This window comes from Streptomyces olivochromogenes, from assembly GCF_001514115.1.
Lineage (GTDB): Bacteria > Actinomycetota > Actinomycetes > Streptomycetales > Streptomycetaceae > Streptomyces > Streptomyces olivochromogenes.
Genome location: NZ_KQ948483.1, coordinates 52,430 through 78,091, shown reverse-complemented (window position 1 = coordinate 78,091; position 25,662 = coordinate 52,430). Strand labels below are relative to the sequence as shown.

Below are 25,662 nucleotides of genomic sequence, written 5' to 3'. Positions count from 1 at the left end.
AAAAGCCGATACAGCGGGCTCACCCTCTACCAGATCCTCGACGCCATCCAAGACCTGCTGAACTGCTGGACCGGCAGCTGCACCACCTGCCACCAACCCCTGCCCAGCAGGACAACACCAAGATCAAGAACGACCTAACGGAGTCCTACTAGCTCGGGTCGCACCAGCGTGAGGTTCAGCGTCTCCCTGGTGTCCCACCCGGCGGAGAAAGACCAGCCCGTCCAGGGATGGCCGCGCTGGGCCGGAGCGAGAGATCCGCCCACCGCAGCACCCGTTGCCCGGGCGAGAGTGGTGGTGCGGCCGACGTACTGAAGGCGGCCCTGGTCGTCGTACCTGCCGAGCAGCAGCGCGCGGGGAGCTGCCGGGGAACCGGAGACGGCGCCGACGATCGCCTCGCTCGTCTCGAGGACCTTGTATTTCTGCCAGCCCCTCACCGAGGGCCGGTAGGCGTCGTCCAGCCTCTTGAAGACCACGTCCTCCATCCCGACCGACGCCCACGTCAGGCACTCGCGCACGACATCAGCCTCGGTGGTCGACGGGCACAGCGCCCACGGCGTCGACAGTCGGCGGCCGGCGAACACAGACTCCAGCGCGGCCCTGCGCCGCCGGTACGGCCACCCGGTCGTGTCCGTAGTCAGGGCCGTCACCGCAACAGGTTGACTCTGGGCGGTCGAGGGTCGGAGGTCTTGATTCCGGTTACTCCGTGGCTACGTCGTCGCGTAGAGAACTCGGGAGCGCCCGGGGCCGGATCCCCGGACAATGATCGTCATGACGTCCCTCCACTCCAACCCACTCTTCACCCGGCTCGCCGATGCCGAACGGATCCTCGTCGCGGGCGCGGGCGGCGGCTTCGACATCTACTCCGGCCTGCCGTTGGCTCTCTCCCTCCTGCATCAGGGCAAGCAGGTATATCTCGCGAACCTCTCCTTCAGCGCACTCGACGGACTTCCGATCGATGACTGGGTCGCCCCCGACCTGGCCGCCGTCACTCCCGACTCCGCTTTGCACCAGAGCTACTTCCCCGAGCGGACCCTCGCTCAGTGGCTGCGCCAGCACGGCTACCCGTCCACCGTGTACGCCTTCCCCCAGACCGGGGTGCGCCCGCTGCGAGCCGCCTACCAAGCACTGATCGAGCTGCGCTGCGTCGACGCTGTGGTGCTGGTCGACGGCGGTACGGACATTCTGATGCGCGGCGATGAAGCCGGGCTCGGCACTCCAGAGGAAGACCTGACGAGCGTGGCGGCGCTGGCCGCGCTGGACGGCATACCGACGCGGCTCGTCGTGTCAGTCGGCTTCGGTGTAGACGCCTACCACGGCGTAAACCATACGCAGGTATTGGAGAATATCGCCGCGCTTGAGCGCGACGGCGCGTACCTCGGTGCGTTCTCGATACCGCGCGCCACCCGTGAGGGCGCTCTCTACCTTGACGCCGTGACGCACGCTCAGCTCCACACCCCCGAGTACCCCAGCATCGTGAACGGTTCAATCGCGGCAGCCGTGCGCGGCTCGTTCGGCGATGTCCGGTTCACTGACCGCACCCGGGGCAGCGAGTTGTTCGTGAACCCGCTGATGTCCCTGTATTTCGCCTTCGACCTTCCGGGCCTGGCAGCCCGCTGCCTCTACCTGGATCGTATCGAGGACACGCACCTGATGCGCCAAGTCCACTCGCGGATTGCCGAGTTCCGCGAATCCATAGTCACTCGCCCACCCCGCCGCTTCCCGCACTAGTGACCAGGCCGACTGTGCCCTGCCCGGTGCCCTCGCCGCGTCCGCCAGGAACGACGCCACGGTCAGCGGGAATTCAGGGGCACCACCGGTTCTCGGTCGGCTGTGAATCATCTACCCATGCGACCGACAGTGCGGACTCCGCGCGCATACGCGACGTTTCAACATGCGTGTCCGCCGGTACCAAGACTGGAGACCGCGCCCCTTCAACTGGCACTCCGCGGCGTCGCCGATTGACGAAGAAGCCGCACCACGGTGAGACACCAGATGCTTGAGACAACCCGACAGGTCACATAACGCCGTCCAGCGCGGTCGTGTCCGGCAGTTGCGCGGCCCCGGACACCACCTCCGGAAGCGCCGGCGCCATCTCGGTGCCCGCGTCGACGGAGAGCAGGGACCGGAACCCGTCGTTCTCCAGACTTCGCCATGTCTCATGAGACAAGGGCGCTGTGAGGATCTCGGGTCCGAGTCCCGTCGCCTCAACACTCTGCCGCTTGCGACCACAGAGTTTTCCAGGCCCTGGCCCGGGGGCCCCAGGGGGCGCTTGCGACGGTCGCCGGGGAGGTGAGCCCCAGAGCGTCGTTGTCCTTGCCGTCCCGCATGTGGTCCAGCCAGCGTTCGTACCAGGAGAGGAAGTCCTGGACCGAGGAGACGTTCGGGGGCCAGAAGCCGTCCGCGTTACCGGTGAGCATGCGGCCGGCGAGGGGGCCAGTCACGCTGATGAGGCATAGGTCGGTGCAGCCCATCTCGATGATGTGGAGGAACAGGTCTCCTTGCAGCGCGTCCGGGTGGTTCACGTGATGGAATCCCCGCGGGGTGCCGTCCGGCGGCTGCCGGTCCATGGTGAACAGCCTGCACTCCCCAAGCGGAAGCAGACCGTAGAAGGGGCCGGCACCGCTGCCCCCAAGTTCGACAAGGAACTTTCGGTAGGCCGACGGCAATTCGATGTGATGTTCGCCCTCGAAGACGTCCGCCTGCGCGGAACTGATGCGCGGGCCAACGCGAAACGCGTGACGCTCGGCGCCCATCGAGTGGCTGCGCCGCACCTGGTACGGGACCTTCGCCAGCTTGGAGCGTATGCGCGATATGCGGGAGTCCATCGGAGGATCTCTTCTCTCGTCCGCCGCCACTTTACCGGCCCGCCCGGATGAGACATCTCCGAATGTTTTGAGAACCGTCCAGTTTCAGCTCGTAGCTCCAGTTCGACGTCGAGGTCGTGCAGCGTCCGCAAGCAAAGGGGTTCCAGTCGTTGCCCAAGCGGTGGGTCATCGAGCGGACCTTCGGCTGGCTGATGCCGCACCGCCGCACGGGGGGCGGGGCTTGCACGGCATGGGGGATCACCTCCGCAACGGTGGCTGTACGCCCCCTCGTAAGAACGTGGGCTCCCCGTGGGCCCTCCCGCACCAACTCATGAGCTGATCGGATGGCACGAGAGGGCCCCAGCAGCCACAACTATCAAGGTTGATTGTCCATCACTGTGTGTAATAGCCCCTGTTAGGGCGGCCCTTCTGTTGCCTCACCACACGGGGGTTCACAGCGGTGAGCTGCGCCTGCCGTTTCCCTGCTGTCCTTTGCATCAGTCCACGAGAGGCGTAGAGATGTCGAAGAACCACGAGCACCGCCCCGGCTGCGAACTCCGCTGCGGCGGGCTGTACTTGGCGATTCAGTACATCCCCCGATGGCTGGTGGCGGCTCTCGCCGCGGCCTCGGGGCGCGGGCTCGCGGCTTGGCTCACGTCCCGATGATGTCCCGCCGGGCAGTTGGAGACAGAACACGGGCGCGGCGGTCTACGAGGCCAGCGAGGGTACAGGGAGAGGGGGAGGGATATGGCGTCCCTTTCGTTTTTGATCGTTTGGACGCCTTGGTATCTGTAATTCCGACAGTAGATTTGACGGATTCTCGAAGAGGCTGTTTTCATGCCCAAGAACACGAGCGGCAGCGCCGCACCCCCCAGTTCAGCCTCTCCCTTCGAAGTCCGGGGTGACGGCTTCCACTTGAAGGTGGATCACATCCCCGACCGATTCCAGGATCGGGTCACCCTGATTCTTCGGATCGTTGGGAATCTGGCAGTGAACGTCATGTGGCCGGGCTCGGAAATGGGAAGTCCTCAGCGGTCTTGACCAAGTGGCAGTCACGGCACAACGGCTGAACGTTGCCGTCCGTGTCCTCGCTCCCAAGCGCGAGCGGCTGCACATGGTCCACGTCCACCACATTCGCCAGGACAAGCGACCCGCACCGTGCACACCGGGCACCACCACGGGCACCGACCAGAGCACGGAGCCGAGCGGCCCCCTGCTGCCACCCCAGAACATCCGGGCAACAGGTAGCGGGCAGCAGGGACTTATGCCGTGTCGTGGTCGTCTGGAGGGATGAGCGCCCGGCACTGGATCGGCTGCCTCGCCCAACACGTCAACCAGCTCGAAAGCCCCGACCTGGCATGGTGGCGCCTGGGCACCACCATGAACCGTTTCTCCGCATGGCTGTGGTCGGGCTCCTGATCGCTGTGGTTGTCGGGGTTGCAACCGGGCTCGGGAACATCGCCGTGGCCTTGATCGCGACGTCGCATGGGGTCGGGTACGTCCTCAAGCGTGGACTCATGGTCGGGCTGTCGCTCGGGCTTGTGACCGGGTTCGGCTCCGGCATCGTCTGTGGGGCGGTCGGTGGTCGGAGAGCGGCAGTGCCAAGGCGTCTACGCGTCCGAATCTTCGGCAGCCCCCGAGCTGTTCACGCGAGGTTCCTGGCCAGCTTCCTGCTCGGACTCGTCCTCGGGCTCCTGGCCGCTCTGGTGCTGCACTCCTGGATCAGCTCGCGCTCACGGGGCTTGTACTAGACAGCGCGCTCGTGTTCGTGCCGGGGGTGGGGCTTGGGACCGGGCTGATATTCGGGCTCATTGCCTGGCTGGAGGCCCCGATCAATATCGAGTCTGCCGTCAGCCCCGCCGACCTGTTGAACGCAGACCGTCGGCACGTGGTCTTCTCTCTACTCGCCTGGGGGCCTGTGTTCGGGCTCGTGGCCGGACTGATTAACATGTTCACGAGTGGGTCTGGGTTCGGACTCACGGCCGGGCTTCAGAGTGCCTTTTACTCCAGCCGTAGATCGTGATCATGGATGCCGAGGCCGCTCGTCGGTAGCCTGCGCGTGTGGCTGAGACCTGGGATGAAGTGCAGCTGATCGCTGACGGCTTCGAGCGTGTGTACGTCGAGTTGGAGTGGTACAGCGGGCCGCGCGCCGGCCTCGCCGATGTCGATGGCAAGCCCCACTACTTCCAGGGCCTCGACTGGGATGACGCCGACGAGGCCGACGAGTACAGCGTCTGGCCCGCGAGCGACGCGGCGGTGGAGCTTGAGCGCGAGCAGTGGGCGATCTTCGCCAGGTGGAACGAGCGCCATGAGGCAGGGACGGTGGGTCCGGAGACCCACCCGGGCCAGGGCGGGATCGACGCCCGTTACGACGAGCTGGCCCTGCTACTGGCGCCATACCGTCAGGCGCCAGACAACGCGAAGCTACTGGTGGGCGAGGTGCGATTTGACGCCGGTGCCCGCTACCGGGCCGAGGGTCTGGACTACTGGTTCCGGTGGCGTCCGAGCAGGTGAGGCCGCCGGTGATCATTAGGTGTTGTGTGGACAATCAATGATCACGCGGCGACCTCGGACGCCAGCGAAGTGCCTGCCCACTGGCAGGATGCATTCGAGGGCCTGATGAACCGGATCGCGGGCCGGTTCGCCCGAGTTGAACCCCGCCGCCGGGTGCGGCGGTTCGTCCTTGGGCTGTTGTCAGACCTGCCGCGCAAGAACTGCTGGACCCTGGCCGAGCACGCGGGGGACGCCACTCCGGACGGCATGCAGCACCTGCTCCACCGGGCGAAATGGGACGCCGAAGCGATCCGAGACGACATACGTGGCTACGTGGTCGAGCACCTGCACGACACGGAGGCCGTGCTCGTGGTCGACGAGACAGGCGATCTGAAGAAGGGTACGGCAACCGTCGGCGTGCAGCGCCAGTACACCGGCACGGCCGGCCGCATAGAGAACGCCCAGGTCGCCGTATATCTTGTGTACTCAGCCGCCCGCGGACACGCTGCCATCGACCGAGCCCTGTACGTGCCGCGCTCATGGACGGAGGACCCGGACCGCTGCCGGAGCGCGGGTATCCCCGGCGGTCTGTCCTTCGCCGCCAAGCCCCAGCTCGCGGCACGCATGGTCGAGCGGGCCTTGGACGCGGGAACACCGGCCCGCTGGGTCGCGGGAGACGAGGTCTACGGCGACAACCCGCACCTTCGGACCGCCCTGGAACACCGCCGGACCGGCTACGTCCTGGCCATCTCCAGCACCCACCCTGTCGTCACGCACGCCGGGAAGTTCCAGGCGAAGACCTTGGCCGCGCGGATCCCGAAGCGGGCCTGGCAGCGGCTGTCGGCCGGGGTGGGGGCGAAGGGCGATCGATACTACGACTGGGCACAGGTCGAGGTTCAAGGTCCGGCCGGTCGGCTCGGACAGTGGTGCCTGATGGTCCGCCGCAACCGGCGCACCGGCGAACTCGCCTTCTATCGTTGCTTCTCACCCGCCCGGTGCCGATGTCCGAGCTGGTGCGGGTCGCCGGCCGGCGCTGGACGGTCGAGGAGACGTTCCAGGCCAGCAAGGGCCTGACCGGCCTGGACGAGCACAGGTCCGCCGCTGGACCTCGTGGCACCGCTGGGTCACCCTCGCCATGCTCGCTCACGCCTTCCTCGCCGTCACCGCAGCTACCGAACGCCGCGACCGACCCACCCCGAATGGCTTGATCCCCTTGACCGGCAATGAGATCCAGCACCTGTTCGCCGCACTGATCAGCCCCGTCCACGACCTCGCACACCGCCTGCGTTGGTCACACTGGCGACGCTGGCACCAAGCCCGCGCACGCCTGTGTCATTACCGCAGGCAAGCCGCCACCCGGCCGTGAAAACTAGCTCGTCAGGCCTTCGCGCCATCGTCGAGCGGCTTCAGGCTGGTCTTCACGCGCATGAGGAGCCGTCTCGATGAGATGCAGGAGAACCCAGCCCACGCCGAAGCACTCGTCCTCGCCGAAGCACTCCGCCAGAGCGTGCGCCTCCTCATCGCTCACGGGGCGTGCGATGCGATCCAGAAGATCTGCGGCATGGTCGATGGCAGCTTCAAGAGCTTCGTCCGGCCCATCATCGTCCTCGGACGGGAGTTTACCCAGAGCAATGAAGTCGGCAAGCTCCGGACGGATCACGACGCACCCTTTCTGCTATCGGGGTGAAGCCGACGTGGCGGCCTCACCCCAGGCTAGCGGGATGGGAGACCTTCCCATCTGTGATCACGATCTACGGCTGGAGTACTTTGCCCTTGCGCTCGGTTCTTGGCTCAGCTTGACGGCCTGGGGGCAGTGGGTTGCCCCGGCACGTGTCTGGTTGCCGCTCACGGGGCGTTTGCCCTGGGCGCTGATCGAATTTCTTGACGATGCCCAGCGCCGAGGCGCCTGCGCCAGTCCGGTGCGGTCTACCAATTCCGTGATGCTCGACTCCAACACCACCTTGGCCGACGCGAGCCAGATGTCCTAACCGTCTCCGGTGACGTCCTCTCGAACTCTTCTGTTGGATCCGTTCCGTCGAGGGGCGAGGGAGCCCGTGATGTGCGGGCCCTTGATGATCTCCTTGCTTCTCACGCTGCCCTTGTGGCCCGGATCATGGACGATGCTGCAAACGAGTTTGAAGAGGTTGATCTGACTTCCTTGAGCCAGAGTGGCACCTTGGATCCAGATGAGGCGCAACACCTCGCGCGCGAGGCGCGGGAGGCCGTCAACAACGACCTCATCGCACTGTTCCTGAAGCTTGGGCCGCCTCCGGAAGCGGCTGGTAGGGATGACTACGAGCCCAGCAACAGTGGCGGTGCAGGGACCCGGGAGTGAGTACGGACGATGCAGAGTTCCTCCCTGATCCGCTCGAAATCTCCATGACAGCCGAGGCACATCGGCTTGCTGCGCAATGGGCTGATGTACCTTCAGACGTACTCCGGTCGGCTCTCTCCGCAGCGAAGGCTGAGCGGGCTCTGATATCGGACGAGACCAGGCTCCGGCTGCAACTGCAGCACGAGCGTGAGATGCAGCGCATCGAGCAGGAAGCCGCCACGCAGGTGGAGAGGTTGCGTCATCGTCGACATTTCGTGAACGTGAGCGTCGGCGCAGTCATTCCATCACCCTTCTGACCGCGGGCGTTGCTGTCGTTGACTCAACGCCTCGGTTGTCTGTCATCCTGTGTGGCCCGAGTCTGCTCGCGCTCGCGAAGGTCTTCGTGCTGCACCGGAGCGACCCAAACGACATGAAGCTTCTGCCACGCGCCTCGAACAACGCAACAAGCGCCGCCTCTCAGCCTCAGCCGCAACAGCCGCCTCCCGCACCCTAACCGGCTGGTAAAAACGGCTGAGCAGGACTCACGAACAGGCGTGCGCCTGGATGGTGGATGTGGTGCCGTGACCGCATTGGTTTGCCGTGGTGGTGGTCCTAACTTGTATGGGCCGACGAGGAAGGTCATTGACGGTGACGGCACTGGACTTTGGGTTTCGTGTGTCTGAAAGCTGTGGCACGATGCCGCGATGATCTCCAGCTCGCTCCCGGTGGTCCAGTACTCCAGCGGTAGATCATGATCTTTCGGCGTGGTGGTCCAACCCCGAAAGACCTGCGGGTCTTCGCGCTCACACGGACGTAGGAAAGCCGAACCGCTTGACAAGCCCCGGATCCCCGAACGCGTTGATTCTCGCGATGCCCGCCGAGGTCACGGTGAGCAGGAGGATGCCGTAGGCCTGACCACCGTGGTAGCCGACCGCCGCCGGCTGACCGTTCGCGCTGGTCGGCAGCAACCGCCACGTGCCCGGCGAGCCCAGGACCTGCTGCACGAGATAGGGCACGCAGGCGGCACGGCCGGAGAACCACGTACGCCAAGGCGTCGCCTCGACCCTGGCATCGACACGCAGCAACTGTTCAAGCGCCGCGCCGTCGGCCTCCTCGACTGCCGCGATGTAGTGGGCGAGGACGGCGCTCAGCTCGCCGGGCTCGACCGCTTGCTCGACGTCAGGAGGCGCCTGTTCCAACCGCGCACGCGCGCGCTGCAGCGTGCTCTTGACCGCTGCCGTGCTGCTGCCCATCACCTGCGCGACGTCCGACGCCGGCCACGCCAGGACGTCGCGCAAGATGAACACCGCCCGCTGGCGGCCCGGCAACTCCTGGAGCGTGGCGATCAGCGCGATCCGCAGGCTGTCGCGCGACGCGACGATCGCCGCCGGGTCGAGCATCGAGTCGGGAATGGGCTGAACCCACTGCGCTCCCGCCGCCAGCGGCGGAGTCATGGGGTCGTCGGCGGGTCCGCCGAGTCCCGACGGCAGGAAACGTCTACTGCGGTGCGACAACGCGGAAAGGCATGCGTTGGTGGCGATCCGGTGGAGCCAGGTGCGCACCGACGACCTGCCCTGGAACGCCTCATACGAACGCCACGCACGCAGGTAAGTCTCCTGGACCACGTCCTCGGCGTCGTCCACCGATCCCAGCATGCGATAGCAGTGCGCCAGCAGCTCACGCCGGTAGGGTTCCGTGTCTGTCGTGAAATCTCCCATCCCGATCGACACTACGGGGCGTAGGTGAGCGTGACGACTCCTGTCGCACTCGGCGTCGCGGCCACGAACCGCAGCGAGCCCGGCAGCGCACTGTCGAAGAGCCGCTTTCCCTCGCCGACGACAAGGGGGTGGACGCCGAGGTTCAGCTCGTCGATCAGATTGTGCTGGAGCAGAGTTCGCATCAGCGTGGAGCTGCCGTACATGACGATGTTGCCGCCGGGCTCCTGCTTGAGCTTCGCAACCGTCTGCGCCGCTTCGCCGGTGAGGGCGATGGCGTTCCAGGGCAACGGGCCGCGCAGCGTCCTCGTCACGACGAGCTTGGGAATGTTGTTCATCGCCTCGGCATACGGCCCGGTGTTGCCCGACCAGGCCTTCTCGATGATCTCAAAGGTCGCCCGCCCCAGCAGAAAGGTGTCGCTCGCCAAGAGAACGCTGGTGGCCCGCTGGCGCGAGGTGTCGTCGAAATAGTCCAGTGCCCAGCCGCCGCGTTCGATCTCGCTGAATCCGCCCGGATCCTGGACCACGCCGTCAAGCGTGACGAATGCCCCCGCGATGAGCTTGCGCATGATGGTCTCCGTCCTCGGGGTCGGACGTTCCGGCCCTCGAATATGAAGACTCGGGTCAGCTCCGAAAGGAATCGGTCGGTGTGTCGGGACCGGTCGGGGATTCGCAGCAGCTGCCGTCAGGCTGCCTGCTCGCTCGCACGCGCCTGTTCGCACGATGCACAGGCTCACGGGAGTTCTGGCAGTTGGAGTTCCATCAGTGGGGCGTACTGCTGGCCGGCGTAGCAGTCGCTGTCGTGCAGGTCCCCCTGGATTGAGGGGCGTGGCAGGGAGACTTTGACCGCGAGGGCGCGGGGGTGGTTGACCACCAGGATCTCGTTCTCGGTGGTGTTGAACAGTCCGGCGAACAGGGTCCTGTTGAGGATTCCGGTGTTGGTGAGTGCCTGATAGGTGTGCTGGTCGTGGCACATGAAGTCGAAGGTGAGGGTGAAGGGTCCGGCGTTCTTGGATCGGACGAGGGAGCAGTAGTCGAGCAGGGTGGCCATGGTCAGACCTCTTCGGTGGTGGTGCGGAACAGTTCGGTGGGGGTGATGCCGGTGGCGACGTGGTTGAGGGTGAAGCGGTAGAGCGGGCCGCGGTCCATTTCGGGCGGCGAGTAGGGGTAGGCGAGGGTGGAGACCAGGCCGTCGTACTCGGGGATGGGCAGGTGCGAGGAGGCGTGGGCGACGAACGTGGAGATGGCGTGGGCGGTTGCCTGGTCGGGCGCGGTGATGGTGATCAGTACGCCGAGTTCCTGGGGTTGCAGGGGGGTGGGTTCGGGGCTGGCCAGGATCGTCCCGGTGCCGTAGAGGCGGTAGTTGATGTCGATGGTGTCCGGGTCGACCTGGCCGTCGAACACGTCGAGGATCTTGGTGTCGAAGTACTTCTTGGCCATGGGCAGGAGCTCGGGGAGGCGCTCGATGACGACCTTGTCGCGGACTCCGCCGATGATGACGGTCTGGTAGCCGACGAGTTCGGCGCCTTCGAGTTTATTGGTGTAGCCGTCGGCCTTGATGTAGCGGGAGCCGCGGACGCGCACGGTCCGTTCGTCGACAGCCTCGTAGGTGGCGTGGGTGGTGTCGAGGGTGCCGGAGGGCTCGGTGATGTGGAACGGGTCGGCGTTCTCGTACAGCGTGTGGGCGGCGACTGAGCGCGGGGTGAGGCGGCTGCCTTCGGCGAGCGTGGTGACGTCGAAGTGGTCGTCGTGCAGGGTTACCAGGAGTCCGTTGGCCTCGGGCGGGATGGCGCAGGCGGCGCCGCATTCGATGGTCTTGGCCATGTGCCAGGTGAGGCCGGGGTCGGCGCCGTTCAGGTGGGGCAGGGCGGCGAACAGGGCGGTGTCGCTGGCCCGTCCGGCCAGGATGACGTCGCAGCCGTCGCGCAGGAGTTCCTGGATGGGTTCGACGCCCATCATGGCGACGGTGTGGCTGCGTTCGAACAACTTCCGTTCGATGACGGGGGCGTTGGCGAGCGGTCGGATGCGGCCCTGGTCGTACAGGTGCTGGAGTCGCTCGGCCGGTTGGTCGCTGTAGATGAGGCCGAATTTGAAGTGCAGGTTGTCCTCGGCGGCGATGGTTCGGGCCAGGCCGGCGACCCAGTCGACGCCGTCGTCGCGTCCGCTGGTGCCGCAGGAGCCGATGATCAGTGGCACTTGGAGGGTTTCGCGGGCCTGGAGGAGCAGGCGCAGATCGCGCGTGACGGCCTGGGCGGAGAGCTTGGGGGTGCCGGAGCCCAGCGCTGCGGGGCCGGAGTCGGTGGAGCCGGCGTCGCAGGCGATCACGTGCGGGCCGGCGGCGACACCGCGATCCAGGGCGGCGGTGTCGAATCCGGCGCCGAGCGCTCCGGTCGGGGCGAGGATACGCATGTCCATGAGGGCGGCTTTCTTGTTGTACGGGTGAGGGTCAGGAAGCAGTTGTGCGAGGCCGCTTGGCACGGCGGGCCACGAGGGTGAAGACGGCGAAGGTGACGGCGCCGAAGGCGGCGGCGTTCAAGAGCATGTAGCGCCAGCCGGTGAGGTCGACGGTGGCGCCGAGCAGAGCGGGGCCCAGTGCCATGCCGGAGGCGGAGGCCACTGTGTACAGGCCCGTGTAGGCGCCCAGGACACGGTTGTTGGGGGCCAGGCTCCACAGGGCGACCAGGCCGTTGACGGAGAAGACGGCGTAGCCGATCGAGGCGATGGCCACGGAGACGGCGGTGAAGGCCGGGGTGGGATCGGCGAAGCCGACGAGCAACCCCGCGACGAACAGGGCGATGCCGTAACGGATCATGCGGAGTTCGCCGAGCCGGTGCGAGAGGTAGGCCAGCGGAACGACGCAGATGAGGAAGGCGATCGCGCCGGGCAGCGCGATGCCGCCGGCCGCGCCCCGGGACATGCCCAGGACCTCGGTGCCGTACGGAGTGGTCAGCGAGCGCAGCGCCGCCCACATGCCGGCGAAGCAGAAGATGCCGGCCATGAGCAGCAGCCGGGTCCGGCTGGGTTCCCGTATCAGGTCGTTGAGGACCGCCCATGGCGAGGAGAACGTGTCAGTTTCTTCGTCGCCGGTGTCTTCGCGGCGCAGCGCTGCGGGGTGGCGCCGGCCCAGGAAGCGGTAGGACAGGGCCACCATGACGATCATCAGGATGGGTGGGATGGCGAAGGCGGCTTTGAGGCTGTGGTCCACCACCAGCAGGCTGATGAGGGCCGAGACGATGATGGTGAGACTGACGCCGGCCTTGATGAACCCCTGGGCCTTGCCGCGCTGCCCGGGCACGACGTAGTCGGAGACCAGGGTCTCGGTGACGCCTTTGAAGGAGTTGGCGGTCAGGCCGAACGCGAAGATGCAGAGCATGAGCATCGGCAGGCTGGTGGCCCACGGGATCAGTGCGAAGGGCACGGCCGCCACGCACGCCCCGGCCACCACGATGGGCCAGCGTCCCAGGCGCCGGCGGGCCAGCCGGTCGGAGATCAGGCCCATCCAGGGCTGGATGATGACACCGAGCCCGGTGTCCAGGCCCATGATCAGGCCGATCACGGTGGCGGACGACACGAAGTGGCGTAGCTGGGCGGGGACTTGGGCGTCGTAGAAGTTCCACACCGACTCCTGGGCGAAGATCGCGAGGGCGACCCACAGAACGGCGCTGCCGCTCATGCGCTCCGGCCGTACGGCCGCGGGGGCGGATTCGAACGCGGCAGGTGGCGCGGGTGTGGCGGAGGGCTGGGGTGGTTTGGCGTGCAGCATGGCGGCTCCTATGCCATATGCTATAGCAAAAAGGTGATGTCTGCGCGTCGGCGACCTCCCGAGGGGCCGACGCGCAGACACTGAAGGAAGGGGGTCAGGTGGTGGACAGCTCGACGAGTGCGGCGCGGTGGTGGGCGGCGGCGAGCTGTTCGGCGCGGTCCTCGTCGCGCTCCAGCAGGGCGTCGAGCAGCGCGCGGTGCTCGCGGTAGCGGGCGCGGAAGCTCTCGGCGCGGTCCGGGGCCAGCTTCATGGTGAGGTCGAGACGTTCCTCGTCGCTGAACGCACGGGCCTGGGTCAGCAGGCCCTCCAGTACCGGGTTGGCCACGCAGGCTTCGATGTGGTGGTGGAATTCGCGCAGCAGCCGGAACACGGCGGTGACCTGGTCGGCCACCGGAGCGTTGACCCCCTGGTCGGCCAGCGTCCGCTCGATCCCGGCAACCAGATGGTCGGCGCGGTCCAGGAGGCCGACGAGCTCGGTCAGCTGGGCGGCTGTGGCGTGGCGGGCCGCGAGGCGGGCCATCAGGGCGGACAGGCGCACCTCGGCCTCGACGATCTCGCTGCGGGCGGCAGCAGAGTGGTCGGCGATCCGCAGCGAGCGCGGGCCGACCCGCTCGACGACCTTCTCGTGGACCAGTTGGCGCAGCGCTTCCCGGATCGGGGTGGGGCTCACTCCCAAGCGAGCCGCGAGGTCCCGCTCGGTGATCTTCTCGCCCGGCCGCAGGGCGCCCTCGCGGATCGCCTCGCGCAGCCGCCGGTAGGCCTGGTCGGCCAGCGACGTCGTCTCCATGGGGCCGAGGGTGTCCTTCGTCATGCCGCCCAGACTGACTCCTGCTATAGCAAACAGTCAATGGGTTGATTGCTGATTCCTTTCCGGAGGTTGCCTCGACGCGTCCCTGGCCACCCTGTGCTCCACGTGGTCAGCGTGGTGGTGGCAGGGCGGGGAGCGTGACGGTGACGGTGGTCCCTGAGCGGGTGTGCGAGGTGATGCGCACGGTGCCGTGGTGGGCGTGGACAACCGCCTGGACGATGGCCAGGCCGAGTCCAGAGCCGCCGCGGGCCCGGCTGCGGCTGGCCTCGGCCCGCCAGAACCGGTCGAACACGCGGGAGAGGTCTTGCTGCGCGATCCCGGGCCCCTGGTCGGTCACCCGGATGACGGCCTCGCCGCCGGACGACTCGAGGAAGACGTCGATCGCGGTGCCGGCCGGGGTGTGCTGGATGGCGTTGCCGACGAGGTTGTTGAGGACCTGCTGGAGTCGTGACGCGTCTCCCTGTACATGGACGGGCGCGCCGGCGTGCAGCCGGATACTGCGGTCGGGGGCGACGACGCCGGCGTCTTCGACGACATCGGTGGCCAGGCGCAGCAGGTCGACCCGTTCGGATTCCAGGGGGCGTCCGGCGTCCAGGCGGGCGAGCAGGGAGAGTTCCTCGACGAGCAGGCGCATGCGGCCGGCCTCGCCGTCAACCCGTTCCAGGGCCCGGTCGAGTTCGGCGGGAGTGGTGAGGCCGCCCTGGTGGTAGAGGTCGAGCCAGCCGGAGATGGTCGCAAGGGGGGTGCGTAGTTCATGGGAGGCGTCCGCGGCGAAGGCCCGGATGTTGTCCTCCGCGCGGGCCTGGGCGTCGAAGGCGTGGTTGACGGCGGCGGCCAGGCGGTCGGTCTCGCTGCGGTCCCCGTACGTGGGCAGGCGCTCCTCGCGGGCGCCGGAGGCGATGGCGTCGGCGGCATTGGCCATACGGCCCAGCGGCCGCAGACCGATCTTCAGGATCAGGAGCGCGGTGGCGAAGGCCATGAGGAGAGTGATGCCGACGATGGCGGCTTGGCTGGAGATGAAGTCGGTGACGGTGACGCGGTCGATGTCGGTGCGCACAGTGAGGATGACCGCTGAGGCGGTCACCTCCCCCTCGGAGGTCTTCACGGTCAGACCGCTGGTGGGGATGCGCAGTGCGATCAGGTCGGGCACCGCTGGGTCGTCATTGATGGTGACGACCTGGTCGAGCCGGCCGGCGGTCAGGCTGTTGATCGCCTTCGGTACGCCGTCTCCCGCTTGGTCGGCGACGGTGCCGTCGGGGCCGATGACGGTCATGCCGAGGATGGGTGAGATCAGAGCGGACAGCTGGGTTCCGTTGACCGTCTGAGGGCCGGCGGAGAGCATCTGGTGAACGCGGTCGCCGGATGCTCGCAGGGATACCTCTGCCCGGTGATCCAGGTAGTTGCGCAAGGTCACGGCGCTGGCGACGGAGTTCCCGATGAGGCCGGCGGCCAGCAGCAGGAGGACGCCGATGAGGATCCGCCCGCGGATGGTGGTGAGCCGGCGGGGTCTGAGCGACGAAAGGCGCGGCCTTCTCATGAGGCGGGCCGGCGCAGGCTGTAGCCGATGCCGCGGACGGTGTGGATGAGGGGTTCGCGGCCGTGGTCGAGTTTGCGGCGCAGGTTGGACACGAAGCGTTCCACCACGACGGAGTCACCGCCGAAGTCGTACTGCCAGACCGCTTCCAGGATCTGGGAGCGGGTCATGACATGGCCGGGATGGGAGAGCAGGTAGCGCAGGAGCCGGAACTCGGTGGGTGACAGGTCGACCGTGTCCCCGCCGCGGTGGACGGTGTGGCGTTTGTCGTCGAGTTCGAGGTCGGCGTAGCGCAGGATGCCATCATCGGCCGCGGTACCCGCACTGCCGCGGGAGCGGCGGATCAGGGCCTGCAGGCGGGCGGTGACTTCGATGACGCTGAAGGGCTTGGTGACGTAGTCGTCGCCGCCGAGCTGGAATCCCCGGACACGGTCCTCGACGGCGTCCCTGGAGGTCAGGAACAGCACCGGCACTGTGACGCCGCGCGAGCGGATCAGCTGCAGGACCTCGAAGCCATCGCCTCCGGGCAGGCCCACGTCCAGGACGATGACGTCCGGGGTGTGCTGCGCGAGACGGGTGAGGGCCTGCGGTACGTCCTCGGCGAGCTGGACGTCGAAGCCCGCGAAGTGCAGGGCTGAGGCCATCAAGTCGCGGATACCGGCGTCGTCTTCGACGACGAGGACCGTGTCCGGGGAGTTCATGAAGTGACGTCCTGCCGGGGACTGTGGAGGTATGCCACGGGGGCGGGTGCTGGTCCATTCTCCTTCAGGCGTGCGCCTTCGACATCCAGGTCGGGCAGCCACTTGTCCAGCCGGCGTGGCAGCCACCAGGCGCGATGGCCCAGCAGCGACATGACGGCCGGCACCAGCGTCATCCGGACAGCGAAGGCGTCGATGAGGACGCCGATCGCCAGGGCCAGCGCGATCGGCATGATCGCCGGATCGTGGCCGAACAGGAAGCTCGCGAACACGGCCACCATGATCAGTGCGGCGGCGGTGACGACCCGGGCGGCGTGCCGGGCACCGCCGATGATCGAAGCGTGGGGCCGTTTCGTCTGCACGTACTCCTCGCGCATGGCCGAGACCATGAAGACCTCGTAGTCCATGGCCAGGCCGAACAGGACGGCCATCACGATGATGGGCACGAAGCTGGCGATCGGCCCGGTAGAGGGCACACCGAGCGGCCCGGCGAGCCAACCCCACTGGAACACCGCGACGATCGCGCCGAAGGACGCGCCGACGGACAGCAGGAAGCCGACGGTGGCCTTGATGGGGATGGCGATGGAACGGAATGCGGCCATCAGCAGCAGGAGCGAGAGTCCGACGACGACGAGAGCGAAGGGCAGCAGGGAGGCACTGAGCTTGTTGGAGACCTCGATGCTGACGGCGGTCTGGCCCGTGACGGCGATATCGCTGCCGCTCTGCTTGGCCAGCGATGCCACACGATCCTGCAAACGCGTGACCAGGGTGCTGGTCGCCGGATCTCGGGGTCCCGTCGTCGGGATGACCTGCACCCGGGCGGCGCCTCCGTCCGGGGAGTAGTCGACAGGGCTGATGCGCGCGATGCCGCTCATCCCGGACAGATCCTTGGTGATTTTCTGGCCGGTGTCCTTCAGAGCACTCTTCGGCGCGCCGGTGACCAGGACGACCAGGGGGCCGTTGGCGCCGGGACCGAAGGCGTCACCGATCTTGTCGTAGACCTGGCGCGCGGCGGTCGACGTGGGTTCGCTGCCGTCGTCGCTGAGGGCGAGCTGGAGCTGGCCGGCAGGCAGGGCAAGTGCGGCCAGCGCCAGGGTGACGGTGATGACCGCCCGCCACGGACGGCGCACGACGGCCCCGACCCAGCGCGCCCCCATCGAAGGTTTCGCGGCCGGATCCTGGGACCTGCGCATCCGTTGTGCGGCTCGCGAACCGGGCTTGGGGCGCAGCCTCTCCCCGGCGACTGCCAGGAGGGCAGGCAGCAGACCCAGAGACATGGCGACCGCAACGGTCACCGCTGCCGCGGCGCTCAGGCCCATCGAGGTGAGCACCGGAACCCCCGCCACCGTCAGACCGGCCAGCGCGATGACCACGGTCAGTCCGGCGAACGCCACCGCGCTCCCTGCGGTCGCGGTCGCGCGGGCCGCGGCGTCCTTCACGCTGCGGCCCTGTGCCAGCTCGGCCCGGTGGCGCGAGACGATGAACAGGGCGTAGTCGATGCCCACCGCGAGGCCCAGCATGATGGCGAGCGTCGGCGCATTGTCGGAGATGCTCAGGACCGAGGACAGGCCCATCAGCCCCGTCATGCTCGCCACCACCGCGAGCAGGGAGGTGACAAGGGGCATTCCCGCGGACAGCAGAGAACCGAAGGTGATCGCCAGAACGGCAAGTGCCACGAGTACGCCGAGCCCCTCCGTCGGCCCCACCGGGGCCTTGGACTGCTTGTAGGCGTCGCCGCCGAAGAGCACGTCTACGCCCGCCGCGCGACTGCTGGCTCCGGTGTCCTTGAGGGCATCAAGGACGGCCTGGGGAACATCCTGGTCCTTGGCCGTGGAGAACTCCACCTGGGCGACAGCCGTCTTCCCGTCCGGCGACACGGTCTGGCTGCGTGTAGGGTCACTGACCGACGTGACGCCGGGCACGGTGGCCGCAGCGGTCAGGGACTGCTTCAGCGCGGTGGCCTTGGCCCGGTCTTTGAACGAGGTGCCCGCCGGCGCCTCGAAGACGATCTCCGCGCTCTGGTGGTCGGACGACCCGAAATGCCGGTCCATCTTGGTCAGGGCGCTCTGGGCAGCCGATCCGGGGATGTCCGACCTGGAGTCGAAGCTCCCCGCGCAACTGATTCCCAGCGCGGCAATCGCGGCGACGATGAGCAGCCATACGGCCAAGACCGTACGGCGACGGCGTACCGCGAACACCCCCCATCGATGAAGCAACACAGCCATGATCACAGTCCATTTCCGTAAGAGACGTCAGCGAAGCCCTCAGCAAAGCTCTGCCGCTTGACGGCTCTGCCCCGCACAACCTGACGGTTTCTTGACGGTTCCGGCTTCGCTGATCACCTCGCGCTCACGCCCATCGGGCTGCTGCACCGCTGAGGCGGTCATGATGGTTGGGCCGCGACAATCGCTCAGGTCCTTGCAGTGCGCGGCGAGGAAATAGGTGACGCCGACAGCGACGTCAAGACCTGGCTCCGCACCCTCGGGCTCACCAGCTCGTAACAAAGGGGCGCGGCCCTCAAAGAGCGTTTTGACCTGCCAGGGGTGTTTGGTAAATCCCGGCAGGCCAGGGGGTTGGTGGCCGTGCGCGTGAGCGTGTCAGGATCCGCTCGTGGAGTGTGATGTGTGTGGAAGGGCGATGTGGCAATGGCCCGTGCCGCCGACTGAGTGGCACGAGGAGATCTGGTCCTGCTCCTGGTGCTACGCCGCTACGCATGTAGGCGGTGAGTGGTTCGAGATCGCGCGGCCGCCGTACCTGCCGATGGAGCTGCGCTGGGAGAGGGCCGTTGCGAACGGCCTTCCCGCTGACGTCGCCCACGCCTTCGGAATCTTCGACAGGACCCTGTGCGGAATCCAGGAAGTCGGCATGTCGCCGTCTGACTACGGGTGGCTGCTGGAGCGGGAGAACGCCTGCGACGCCTGCCATGAAGCGGCGATGGTCATCGATGAGCGCTGGCCGCAGACCATGAGCAGCGATGACGCGCGGGTGAGTGTGGCTCGGCGACCGGCCACTGGATAGGAGTGCCCGCGCTCCGCCTGCGTCAACCGGCAGCTACGAGTACTTCCAGTTCGGGGTGGATTCGCGGGTGAGTCGTCGGCTTATGAGGTCCTACCTTCTTGACCGGGCTGAGCGAGCCATTCGTAGGGTTGGCTCACCCAGGGTGGTGGGTGTGGCTGTTATGAGGTTGCCGCTGGTGGCTCGATCGACTTGGCCGCCCGTCACCCCGCGACGACGCGGCCGCTGATTGGGAGTTGCGAGCAGATCGCTGTGTAGGACAACGCCGGCGACGTCGTTGCAGGACAGCTGTCACGACGATGCTCGGGAGCATGATGAACCGAATATGGGCCGGGGTCGACGCCGGGAAGTCGCATCACCACTGCGTGGTCCTTGACGCCGAAGGCGTCAAGCTTCTGTCTCGCAGAGTCGGCAATGACGAGGCCGAGATTCTCCAGCTCCTCACCGATGTTCTGGACTTGGCGGATGAGGTGACCTGGGCGGTCGATCTGGCTGACGGCGGCGCGGCTCTGCTGATCGCCTTACTCGTCAACCACGACCAGGCCTTGCTCTATATCCCTGGCCGCGTCGTCAATCGGGCCTCCGGTGGTTACCGGGGCGAAGGTAAGACCGATGCCCGCGACGCGCTCGTGATCGCAGACCAGGCTCGTATGCGCCATGACCTGAACCCCTTGCGTCCACGGGACGAGGCCACGGTGGAGCTGAAGCTGTTCACCGCCCGCCGCACCGACCTGGTCTGCGACCGTACCCGTGTCATCAACCGGCTCCGCGGAACACTGACGGCTATCTTTCCCGCACTCGAACGCGCTCTGGAATTGACCAACGCCGGCCCGTTGGTGCTGCTGACCGGATACCAGGCCCCGGCGGCGATCCGCCGGGTGGGCGCGAACCGTCTGGAGTCGTGGCTGCGTAACCGTAAGGTCCGCGGTGCCGCCACACTGGCGCGTTCCGCGTTCGCGGCCGCCGAGCGGCAGCACACCGCAGTCGTCGGAGAGAAGGCTATCGCCCAGATGGTGCACACCTTGGCGAAGGAAGTGATGACCCTCAACGAGAAGATTGCCGAGGTCGACAAGCTCATCGAAAGCCGGTTTCGCGAGCACGAACTCGCCCCAGTGATTGCCAGCCTGCCCGGAATCGGTCCCCTGCTCGGAGCGGAATTTCTGGCGGCCACCAGCGGGGACATGAGCTTCTTCGCCACTCCGGACCGGCTGGCGGGTTTCGCCGGCCTCGCTCCCGCGCCACGAGACTCCGGCCGTGTCAGCGGCAACCTCCACCGCCCGAAGCACTATCACCGCGGACTCCAACGCGTCTTCTACACGTCCGCCCTCATCAGCATCCGCACCTGCGCGGAGTCCCGCAGGTTCTACGATCGCAAAAGAACGGAAGGCAAACGGCACACCCAGGCCGTGCTGGCCCTCGCCCGCCGCCGCGTGAACGTCCTCTGGGCACTCCTGCGTGACGGACGGTGCTACCAAGCCATACCACCTGTCACAGCACTACCTTGACAACGTCATTGGGAAGTCGATCATCGCGATGTGGCTTATGGCTTCGGAGCGGTGCGGATGGGCCTCGTAGTCGCGCGCCAGACGGCGGTGGTGCATCAGCCAGCCGAAGGTCCGCTCGACCACCCCGCGCCCTGTCCGCAGGCAGGCCCGACGTCGCCGAGCAGCTGCTCGCGCCGTGGCGGGAGCCGGCCGGGCCGCGCCCGAGGCGACGCGCAGATGAGTAAATCCACGGCTTCGCACCTCCCGCCTTCCGCCTGCCCCTCCCTGAGCTGTGCCCCTCGCACGGCCGCCGGCACCTTCTCCTGCCGGGCGCCGTACCCGGCCGCCCCCGTAACCCAGTCGGTCTGGCAGACCAGATGAGGCAACACGATCTCCCCGTACGGGCCGCACGCAACACCGCGCTGTTGGAGGCCATAACCGACCTGCCGCCCATCGTCGTCGCCGACCTCTTCGGCATCAGCCCCGCGACCGCCCACCGCTGGTCCCAGCTCGCCGGGAACAGCTGGGCGCCCTACCTTGCCGCCCGGAAGCGATCACGGCCATAGACCCCGAACACAATCAGCTCTTTCCAACCTGGCCCGGTTGTTGGCCAGTTGGCCTGGCAGTGCAGCGAAACTGCCGGTAGATGGGTCTTCTTGAGGTGGGCCGACGTAGTGCGCAGGTCGGAGTGGTGAACACGACCGTCAAGGTGGCGCGGCGATGGAGTCGCGCTCGCGCGGTGGCGGACCGGGTGATCAGTGCTCCTGGTCTTCGCACGTTATCCCGGCTCTCTCCGCCCCAATCGATCGGCGACGAACGCCGCGAGCGCCTCCCGGGACGGGTGTCCCCAGCCGATGCAAAACGGATGCCCGGCCGGATCCGCGTACACCTGGTGACCCTCGGCAGCATCGAGATCAGGAGCCGGCTGGAGCAGCCGGGCGCCGAGGGCGACTGCCTCTTCGTGCGCCGCTCGCGGGTCATCGACGTGGAGATCGAGATGCACTTGCTGGGGGTTTCCATGAGGCCAGTCGGGCGGAACATGGTCCGGTGCCAGTTGCACGCCGATCCGCCACTGTCCAGCAGCGTCGATGACGCTGTGCCAGTCGTCGTCCTCGAAGACGTGCCCGCCCAGAATGCCGGCCCAGAACGTGCTCTCCGCATGCAGGTCGGCTGCGTCGAAGACGATCACCTGACGCACCATGTCCATAACGCTCACGCTACGGGAATCAGTGAGCCCTTTCCAACCTCCTGCGTCGGCTGGGTAGTTGGCCTGACAGACGGATGAAGCCCCTGGTAGATGGGTTTTCGACCAAGAGAACCGTCTCCACCAGAGGCTTCGCATGCTTGTTTACCCGTCCGGCGTCGACGTGTGCGGCTCTGCCCTCCGCTTCCTCGCCGCCCGTGAGGGAACGTCGGCGCGCCCTCGGCACTCGGTGGCGGCGCCTGAGCGCGGACCGACAGGCCCTGCTCGCTCTCGCTCACCTCCGCAACGGTCAGCCCTATGCCCAGCTCGCGGCCGGTTTCGGGATCGGCACCACCACCGTCTACCGGTATGTCACCGAGGCCGTCGAGCTCCTGGCCGCCCTTGCCCCCACCCTCGCCGAAGCCGTACAGGCCGCGTCGATCAAGGCGTATCTGATCCTGGACGGGACGCTTCTGCCGATCGACCGGATCGCCGCCGACCGTCCCTTCTACTCGGGCAATCACAAGAAGCACGGCATGAACGTGCAGGTCATAGCCGACCCGAAGGGTCGCCTCCTGTGGGCTTCACCGGCCCTTGCCGGTGCCGTCCTTGACGCGCGGGCCGCGCGTCAAGGACGGCATCATCGGCGCTCTCACCGAGGCTGGCATCAACTGCTGGGCGGGCAAGGGGTACCAGGGCGCAGGATTTCCGTTCGAGCTCCCTTACCGCGGCCGAAGGGGCAGCCTCTCCACCGGTCCCACACGAAAGTCCGGGCACTGGTCGAACAAGCCATCGCCAGCCTCAAATCCTGGCTGCTCTTGCGCAAGCTCCGCTGCTCGACGACCCGGATCACGAGCCTCGTCCAAGCCGTCCTCACCCTACATCTGGCTTCTGGCCGGCTCAGACCGCGTTTGAGATCTGCCGTGGAGTCGTAAGCCCGACTGAGGCCGAAGCACGGGGAGGATGATCCACCTTGGTGATCGGTAGGGTCGGCAGACCGGAGGCAATGAGATGTTGCAGGTTCTGTACAGCGGGGAGACCAGAGAGCTCGAGCTCTCTGGGGCACGTCCAGAGCTCTTGGCGCTCGGACAGCTGCTGCGGGGGAAGGCTGGAAGCTACGATCTCTCTGAGAACCGGCACCCTTTTCCTTACGAAAGGTCGTTGTCCGAGATCGCGTTCCGGGAGGACCCGGAGGGCGACACCGCGTCGATCGTTGCGGAGGACGAGATCCTGAGGATCCAGGGAGGGCGGGAAGCTCTCGACCTTCTCGCCGACAACATTGAGGGCTTCGCCTCCGAGGCGGATGCGGGCGATCACTGTCACGTCGACTCCCCGACATACGACTACATCGCGCCAGCGTCGGACCCGCTGGTGATTGCATTCATGAAGTAAGCGGAGAGCCTTCGGCCGTAAGGCGGTTGAGCCCGCAGCCATCGGTGCGAGAGAGCGGTCGTGCGCCTGGTCGGGTTGCCGGTCGGCCTCGGGTGAGGCGGCGGACCATGGTGCCGATCATCGCCCAGCGGATCACCGTCTCCGAATGGGCGGGACTGGTCTCGTAGTCCCGGGCGAGGCGGCGGTGGGCAGTGAGCCACGAGAAGGTGCGCTCCACCGCCCACCGCTCGGGCTGGACCTGGAAGCCGCGCTGGTCGGGGGCCTCGCGGACGATCTCCAGCTCGTGGCCGAGGATCTGAGCGGTCCACTCGGCCAGGCGGCCGGCGAAGCCCCGGTCGGCCCAGACCTTCCGGACCCCAGGGTGGTCGAGTCTGGTCCACAGCAGCGGCCGTTTCATGCCGTCGCGGTCCTGAGTGCTCGCCGCGACGACGTGGACGGCCAGGAGCAGGCCGAGGGTGTCGGTGATGATGAATCGCTTGCGGCCCTTCACCTTCCTGCCCGCATCGAAACCCCTGGTGGCAGCGGGAACGGTGTCGGCGGTGCGGACGGACTGCGAGTCGATCAAACCCGCGCTCGGCTCCGCGTCGCGGCCCTCAGCTTCACGGACCTTGCCGCAAGGCGTCATGGATGCGCTCAACAGTTCCGTCGTCGTGCCACCAGGTGAAATACCAGTACACCGTCGGCCACGGAGCGAAGTCCTTTGGCAGTTGCCGCCATGCACATCCGGTCCGTACTACGTAGAAGATCGCGTTCACGATCCGCCGCCGCGGATGCTTCTCCCGCCGACCGCCCTTCGGGCCTACCCGCGCCGGAGGAAGCAACGGCTCCACCCGCGTCCACTGCTCATCCGTCAGGTCCGACGGATGCCCACCCCCAACACCGCTCACTGTGAGCCCAACGAACGCCTCAGCAACGTGACACGGCAGATCTCAAACGCGGTCTCAGACTGAGCATGGAAAAGGCTCACTGAGTATGGAAAAGGTTCAATGTCTGCACTTCATCTTGGCGGGGTGGGCATGGGAACTCTCGCTTTTCACACTCGACAGGCTGAGCAACCAGTTCGGCAGTTTCGGCAGCGCCGAGATCGCCGCGATCGGACAAGAACTCCACGTCGAACTCACGGATCTGCTCGACCACCCGGGGCTCCAGGCACCGCTCGGCTTGAAACGCTGCCAGAGCCCTCCCGTTGGCTGATCCAGAGGTCGACACTCCGCAGGCGAGTACGCCTCCGGTTGCAGCGCGCCGCTTAGGGTTTTTTACTAATAGGTACAAATCGAACTAACTATGCAGTCCGTGAGGTAGGACGGCGGGGGACTCCGCCGTCGGTGAGGGGGGTAGTTGCCGCGTGCCGGCGCGCTGGGCCTTCAGCCGGTCTCTGGCCGAGTTGCCGCAAGGGAGATGTGGACATCATGGGACAGCTTGATGGAAAGATCAGCCTGGTGACCGGTGGGTCGACCGGGATCGGTCTGGCCATAGCCCGTCGGTTCGTCGCCGAGGGCGCAACCGTGTACCTCACAGGGCGACGCAAAACCGAACTTGATGCGGCTGTGGAAACCCTCGGGGGACGGGCCATCGGCATACAAAGTGATGTCGCGGATCTCGAGGCTCTGGATGAGCTGTTCGCGATCATCCAGAGCGGCAGCGGACGGCTGGATGTCGTCGTCGCCAACGCCGGCGGCGGCGAGCTGGCGCGCCTGGGGGAGATCACCGAGGAGCAATACCGTTCGACCTTCGACATCAACGTCAAGGGGACGATCTTCACGGTCCAGAAGGCACTCCCGTTGCTGCCGGACGGGGCCTCGGTCATCGTGCTCTCGTCCACCAACGCGTCGACGGGCGTCCAGGCCATGACGGTCTACAGCGCCACCAAGGCAGCCATCCGCAACCTGGCCCGCACCTGGGCCGCCGAACTCGCGGGGCGCGGCATCCGGGTCAACGCCCTCAGCCCGGGACCGATAGAGACCCCCGGCATCCGCGGTCTGGGCAGCCCGGCAAAGGGCGAACAGCAGCTCGCGGACCGTCTCGCCGACCAGATTCCCCTCGGCAGGATAGGACGCCCCGACGAAGTCGCCGCCACGGCCGTCTTTCTCGCCTCTGACCAGAGCTCCTTCACCACGGGAGCCGAACTCTTCGTCGACGGCGGCCTCGTCCAGGTCTGAATGCGGCCCTCCTGTTTCGGCGTAGCCGCGAAGCGAGGCCGGAAGACGGCTTGGCCCGCCAGCCGACGGAGAGCTTTTCACGGGTTTTCCTAGGTGACCGATCTAATGCGGCTGCCTGATCCGTAGCCGCAACCAGCTATCTCCTCCACGTCAGGAACGGCTCATGAACCCTGACGAACTATTCGAGAGTGTCGCCAAAAACTCGCCCCTCTGGGAGTCTCGACCGGAATACTGTTCGGTAAATGCGCCCTCAAAGTCCACAGCAAGGCCTTCGCGGGCCTCAGAGGGGACTACCTTGTC

27 protein-coding genes and 4 pseudogenes are annotated in these 25,662 nt (G+C 66.8%); 14 read left to right on the top strand and 17 right to left on the bottom strand.

Annotated elements, in window-relative coordinates; genetic code table 11:
* Positions 1-134: 134 nt before the first annotated feature.
* Positions 135-647 carry a hypothetical protein gene (locus AQJ27_RS57660; RefSeq protein WP_162489374.1) on the bottom strand — a complete coding sequence of 171 codons (513 nt, stop codon included), beginning with the start codon at positions 645-647 and terminating at the stop codon, positions 135-137.
* 121 nt (positions 648-768) lie between these two features.
* Here AQJ27_RS57660 and AQJ27_RS46715 point away from each other — a divergent pair, with 121 nt between their 5' ends.
* Complete coding sequence (locus tag AQJ27_RS46715) at positions 769-1,728, top strand: DUF1152 domain-containing protein (protein ID WP_067383953.1); 960 nt, start codon at positions 769-771, stop codon at positions 1,726-1,728.
* A 286-nt stretch (positions 1,729-2,014) separates the two neighbouring features.
* On the opposite strand, the gene AQJ27_RS57035 is transcribed toward AQJ27_RS46715, so the two are convergent.
* Both AQJ27_RS57035 and AQJ27_RS46710 read right to left on the bottom strand, forming a co-directional pair.
* A complete protein-coding gene (locus AQJ27_RS57035; RefSeq protein WP_159064612.1) occupies positions 2,015-2,167 on the bottom strand; it encodes a hypothetical protein in 153 nt (50 codons plus the stop codon).
* Positions 2,168-2,204: 37 nt separating this feature from the next.
* Complete coding sequence (locus AQJ27_RS46710; protein WP_067383927.1) at positions 2,205-2,825, bottom strand: SMI1/KNR4 family protein; 621 nt, start codon at positions 2,823-2,825, stop codon at positions 2,205-2,207.
* A gap of 95 nt (positions 2,826-2,920) precedes the next feature.
* Here AQJ27_RS46710 and AQJ27_RS59655 point away from each other — a divergent pair.
* Positions 2,921-3,031, top strand: a pseudogene (locus AQJ27_RS59655) (IS5 family transposase); the annotation flags it as partial.
* A 770-nt stretch (positions 3,032-3,801) separates the two neighbouring features.
* On the opposite strand, the gene AQJ27_RS60395 reads toward AQJ27_RS59655, so the two are convergent.
* A complete protein-coding gene (locus AQJ27_RS60395) occupies positions 3,802-3,996 on the bottom strand; it encodes an HNH endonuclease (RefSeq protein ID WP_268814644.1) in 195 nt (64 codons plus the stop codon).
* A gap of 98 nt (positions 3,997-4,094) precedes the next feature.
* On the opposite strand from AQJ27_RS60395, the gene AQJ27_RS60390 reads away from it, so the two are divergent.
* The 3 genes and pseudogenes from AQJ27_RS60390 (at position 4,095) to AQJ27_RS46690 (ending at position 6,663) form a co-directional block, all read left to right on the top strand.
* Positions 4,095-4,223 carry a hypothetical protein gene (locus tag AQJ27_RS60390; protein WP_268814643.1) on the top strand — a complete coding sequence of 43 codons (129 nt, stop codon included), beginning with the start codon at positions 4,095-4,097 and terminating at the stop codon, positions 4,221-4,223.
* Between the two features lie 642 nt (positions 4,224-4,865).
* On the top strand, positions 4,866-5,318 hold the full coding sequence (locus AQJ27_RS46695) for a hypothetical protein (RefSeq protein WP_067383921.1): 453 nt from the start codon (positions 4,866-4,868) through the stop codon (positions 5,316-5,318).
* A 105-nt stretch (positions 5,319-5,423) separates the two neighbouring features.
* Positions 5,424-6,663: pseudogene (locus AQJ27_RS46690) on the top strand (IS701 family transposase).
* 3 nt (positions 6,664-6,666) lie between these two features.
* On the opposite strand, the gene AQJ27_RS57030 reads toward AQJ27_RS46690, so the two are convergent.
* Positions 6,667-6,957, bottom strand: a complete 291-nt coding sequence (locus tag AQJ27_RS57030) for a hypothetical protein (RefSeq protein WP_159064611.1) — start codon at positions 6,955-6,957, stop codon at positions 6,667-6,669.
* Positions 6,958-7,072: 115 nt separating this feature from the next.
* Between AQJ27_RS57030 and AQJ27_RS59645 the strand changes: the two are divergent.
* The 3 genes and pseudogenes from AQJ27_RS59645 to AQJ27_RS57020 all read left to right on the top strand — a co-directional run.
* A pseudogene (locus tag AQJ27_RS59645) lies at positions 7,073-7,266 on the top strand (hypothetical protein); the annotation flags it as partial.
* A gap of 132 nt (positions 7,267-7,398) precedes the next feature.
* Entirely contained in the window at positions 7,399-7,632 is a 234-nt protein-coding gene (locus AQJ27_RS57025) for a hypothetical protein (RefSeq protein ID WP_159064610.1), read from the top strand.
* Complete coding sequence (locus tag AQJ27_RS57020; RefSeq protein WP_159064609.1) at positions 7,629-7,928, top strand: hypothetical protein; 300 nt, start codon at positions 7,629-7,631, stop codon at positions 7,926-7,928. The genes AQJ27_RS57025 and AQJ27_RS57020 overlap by 4 nt, the downstream gene beginning before the upstream one ends.
* Positions 7,929-8,414: 486 nt before the next feature.
* On the opposite strand, the gene AQJ27_RS46670 is transcribed toward AQJ27_RS57020, so the two are convergent.
* The 9 genes from AQJ27_RS46670 to AQJ27_RS46630 all read right to left on the bottom strand — a co-directional run bounded on the left by AQJ27_RS46670 (position 8,415) and on the right by AQJ27_RS46630 (position 18,354).
* A complete protein-coding gene (locus tag AQJ27_RS46670; protein ID WP_067383950.1) occupies positions 8,415-9,329 on the bottom strand; it encodes an RNA polymerase subunit sigma-70 in 915 nt (304 codons plus the stop codon).
* 11 nt (positions 9,330-9,340) lie between these two features.
* Complete coding sequence (locus AQJ27_RS46665) at positions 9,341-9,895, bottom strand: dihydrofolate reductase family protein (protein WP_067383910.1); 555 nt, start codon at positions 9,893-9,895, stop codon at positions 9,341-9,343.
* A 164-nt stretch (positions 9,896-10,059) separates the two neighbouring features.
* Positions 10,060-10,377 (bottom strand): DUF4387 domain-containing protein, encoded by a 318-nt coding sequence (locus tag AQJ27_RS46660; protein WP_067383907.1) that lies wholly within the window; start codon positions 10,375-10,377, stop codon positions 10,060-10,062.
* Between the two features lie 2 nt (positions 10,378-10,379).
* Positions 10,380-11,741, bottom strand: coding sequence for an acyclic terpene utilization AtuA family protein (locus AQJ27_RS46655; RefSeq protein WP_067383904.1), 1,362 nt, complete (start codon positions 11,739-11,741; stop codon positions 10,380-10,382).
* Positions 11,742-11,772: 31 nt separating this feature from the next.
* A complete protein-coding gene (locus AQJ27_RS46650) occupies positions 11,773-13,089 on the bottom strand; it encodes an MFS transporter (RefSeq protein ID WP_079065813.1) in 1,317 nt (438 codons plus the stop codon).
* 94 nt (positions 13,090-13,183) lie between these two features.
* A complete protein-coding gene (locus AQJ27_RS46645; protein ID WP_067383901.1) occupies positions 13,184-13,900 on the bottom strand; it encodes a GntR family transcriptional regulator in 717 nt (238 codons plus the stop codon).
* Positions 13,901-14,006: 106 nt separating this feature from the next.
* Positions 14,007-15,434, bottom strand: coding sequence for a sensor histidine kinase (locus tag AQJ27_RS46640; RefSeq protein ID WP_067383898.1), 1,428 nt, complete (start codon positions 15,432-15,434; stop codon positions 14,007-14,009).
* Positions 15,431-16,132 (bottom strand): response regulator transcription factor, encoded by a 702-nt coding sequence (locus AQJ27_RS46635; protein WP_067383896.1) that lies wholly within the window; start codon positions 16,130-16,132, stop codon positions 15,431-15,433. The genes AQJ27_RS46640 and AQJ27_RS46635 overlap by 4 nt, the downstream gene beginning before the upstream one ends.
* Complete coding sequence (locus AQJ27_RS46630) at positions 16,129-18,354, bottom strand: MMPL family transporter (RefSeq protein ID WP_067383944.1); 2,226 nt, start codon at positions 18,352-18,354, stop codon at positions 16,129-16,131. Before AQJ27_RS46630 ends, AQJ27_RS46635 begins: the two co-directional genes overlap by 4 nt.
* A 427-nt stretch (positions 18,355-18,781) precedes the next feature.
* On the opposite strand from AQJ27_RS46630, the gene AQJ27_RS46625 reads away from it, so the two are divergent.
* From AQJ27_RS46625 to AQJ27_RS59640, 3 genes are all read left to right on the top strand, one after another.
* Positions 18,782-19,147, top strand: coding sequence for a hypothetical protein (locus AQJ27_RS46625; protein ID WP_235613928.1), 366 nt, complete (start codon positions 18,782-18,784; stop codon positions 19,145-19,147).
* Between the two features lie 311 nt (positions 19,148-19,458).
* Entirely contained in the window at positions 19,459-20,649 is a 1,191-nt protein-coding gene (locus AQJ27_RS46620; RefSeq protein WP_067383941.1) for an IS110 family RNA-guided transposase, read from the top strand.
* 356 nt (positions 20,650-21,005) lie between these two features.
* Positions 21,006-21,194 (top strand): hypothetical protein, encoded by a 189-nt coding sequence (locus AQJ27_RS59640; RefSeq protein WP_067383890.1) that lies wholly within the window; start codon positions 21,006-21,008, stop codon positions 21,192-21,194.
* Between the two features lie 212 nt (positions 21,195-21,406).
* Here the strand turns inward: AQJ27_RS59640 and AQJ27_RS46610 are convergent, their stop codons facing one another.
* On the bottom strand, positions 21,407-21,835 hold the full coding sequence (locus AQJ27_RS46610; RefSeq protein ID WP_067383938.1) for a VOC family protein: 429 nt from the start codon (positions 21,833-21,835) through the stop codon (positions 21,407-21,409).
* Positions 21,836-22,029: 194 nt separating this feature from the next.
* Here AQJ27_RS46610 and AQJ27_RS46605 point away from each other — a divergent pair, with 194 nt between their 5' ends.
* A complete protein-coding gene (locus AQJ27_RS46605) occupies positions 22,030-22,746 on the top strand; it encodes a transposase family protein (RefSeq protein WP_235613927.1) in 717 nt (238 codons plus the stop codon).
* A 76-nt stretch (positions 22,747-22,822) separates the two neighbouring features.
* Positions 22,823-23,203 (top strand): Imm32 family immunity protein, encoded by a 381-nt coding sequence (locus tag AQJ27_RS46600; RefSeq protein WP_067383887.1) that lies wholly within the window; start codon positions 22,823-22,825, stop codon positions 23,201-23,203.
* Here the strand turns inward: AQJ27_RS46600 and AQJ27_RS46595 are convergent.
* Positions 23,193-24,129 (bottom strand): annotated as a pseudogene (locus AQJ27_RS46595) (IS5 family transposase). The gene AQJ27_RS46600 and the pseudogene AQJ27_RS46595 sit on opposite strands and share 11 nt — an antisense overlap.
* Before the next feature lie 37 nt (positions 24,130-24,166).
* Positions 24,167-24,340: a hypothetical protein gene (locus tag AQJ27_RS57010; protein ID WP_159064608.1), complete on the bottom strand. Its 174-nt coding sequence runs from the start codon at positions 24,338-24,340 to the stop codon at positions 24,167-24,169.
* Positions 24,341-24,612: 272 nt separating this feature from the next.
* Between AQJ27_RS57010 and AQJ27_RS46585 the strand changes: the two genes are divergently transcribed.
* Entirely contained in the window at positions 24,613-25,362 is a 750-nt protein-coding gene (locus AQJ27_RS46585) for an SDR family NAD(P)-dependent oxidoreductase (RefSeq protein WP_067383935.1), read from the top strand.
* Positions 25,363-25,662: the final 300 nt, after the last annotated feature.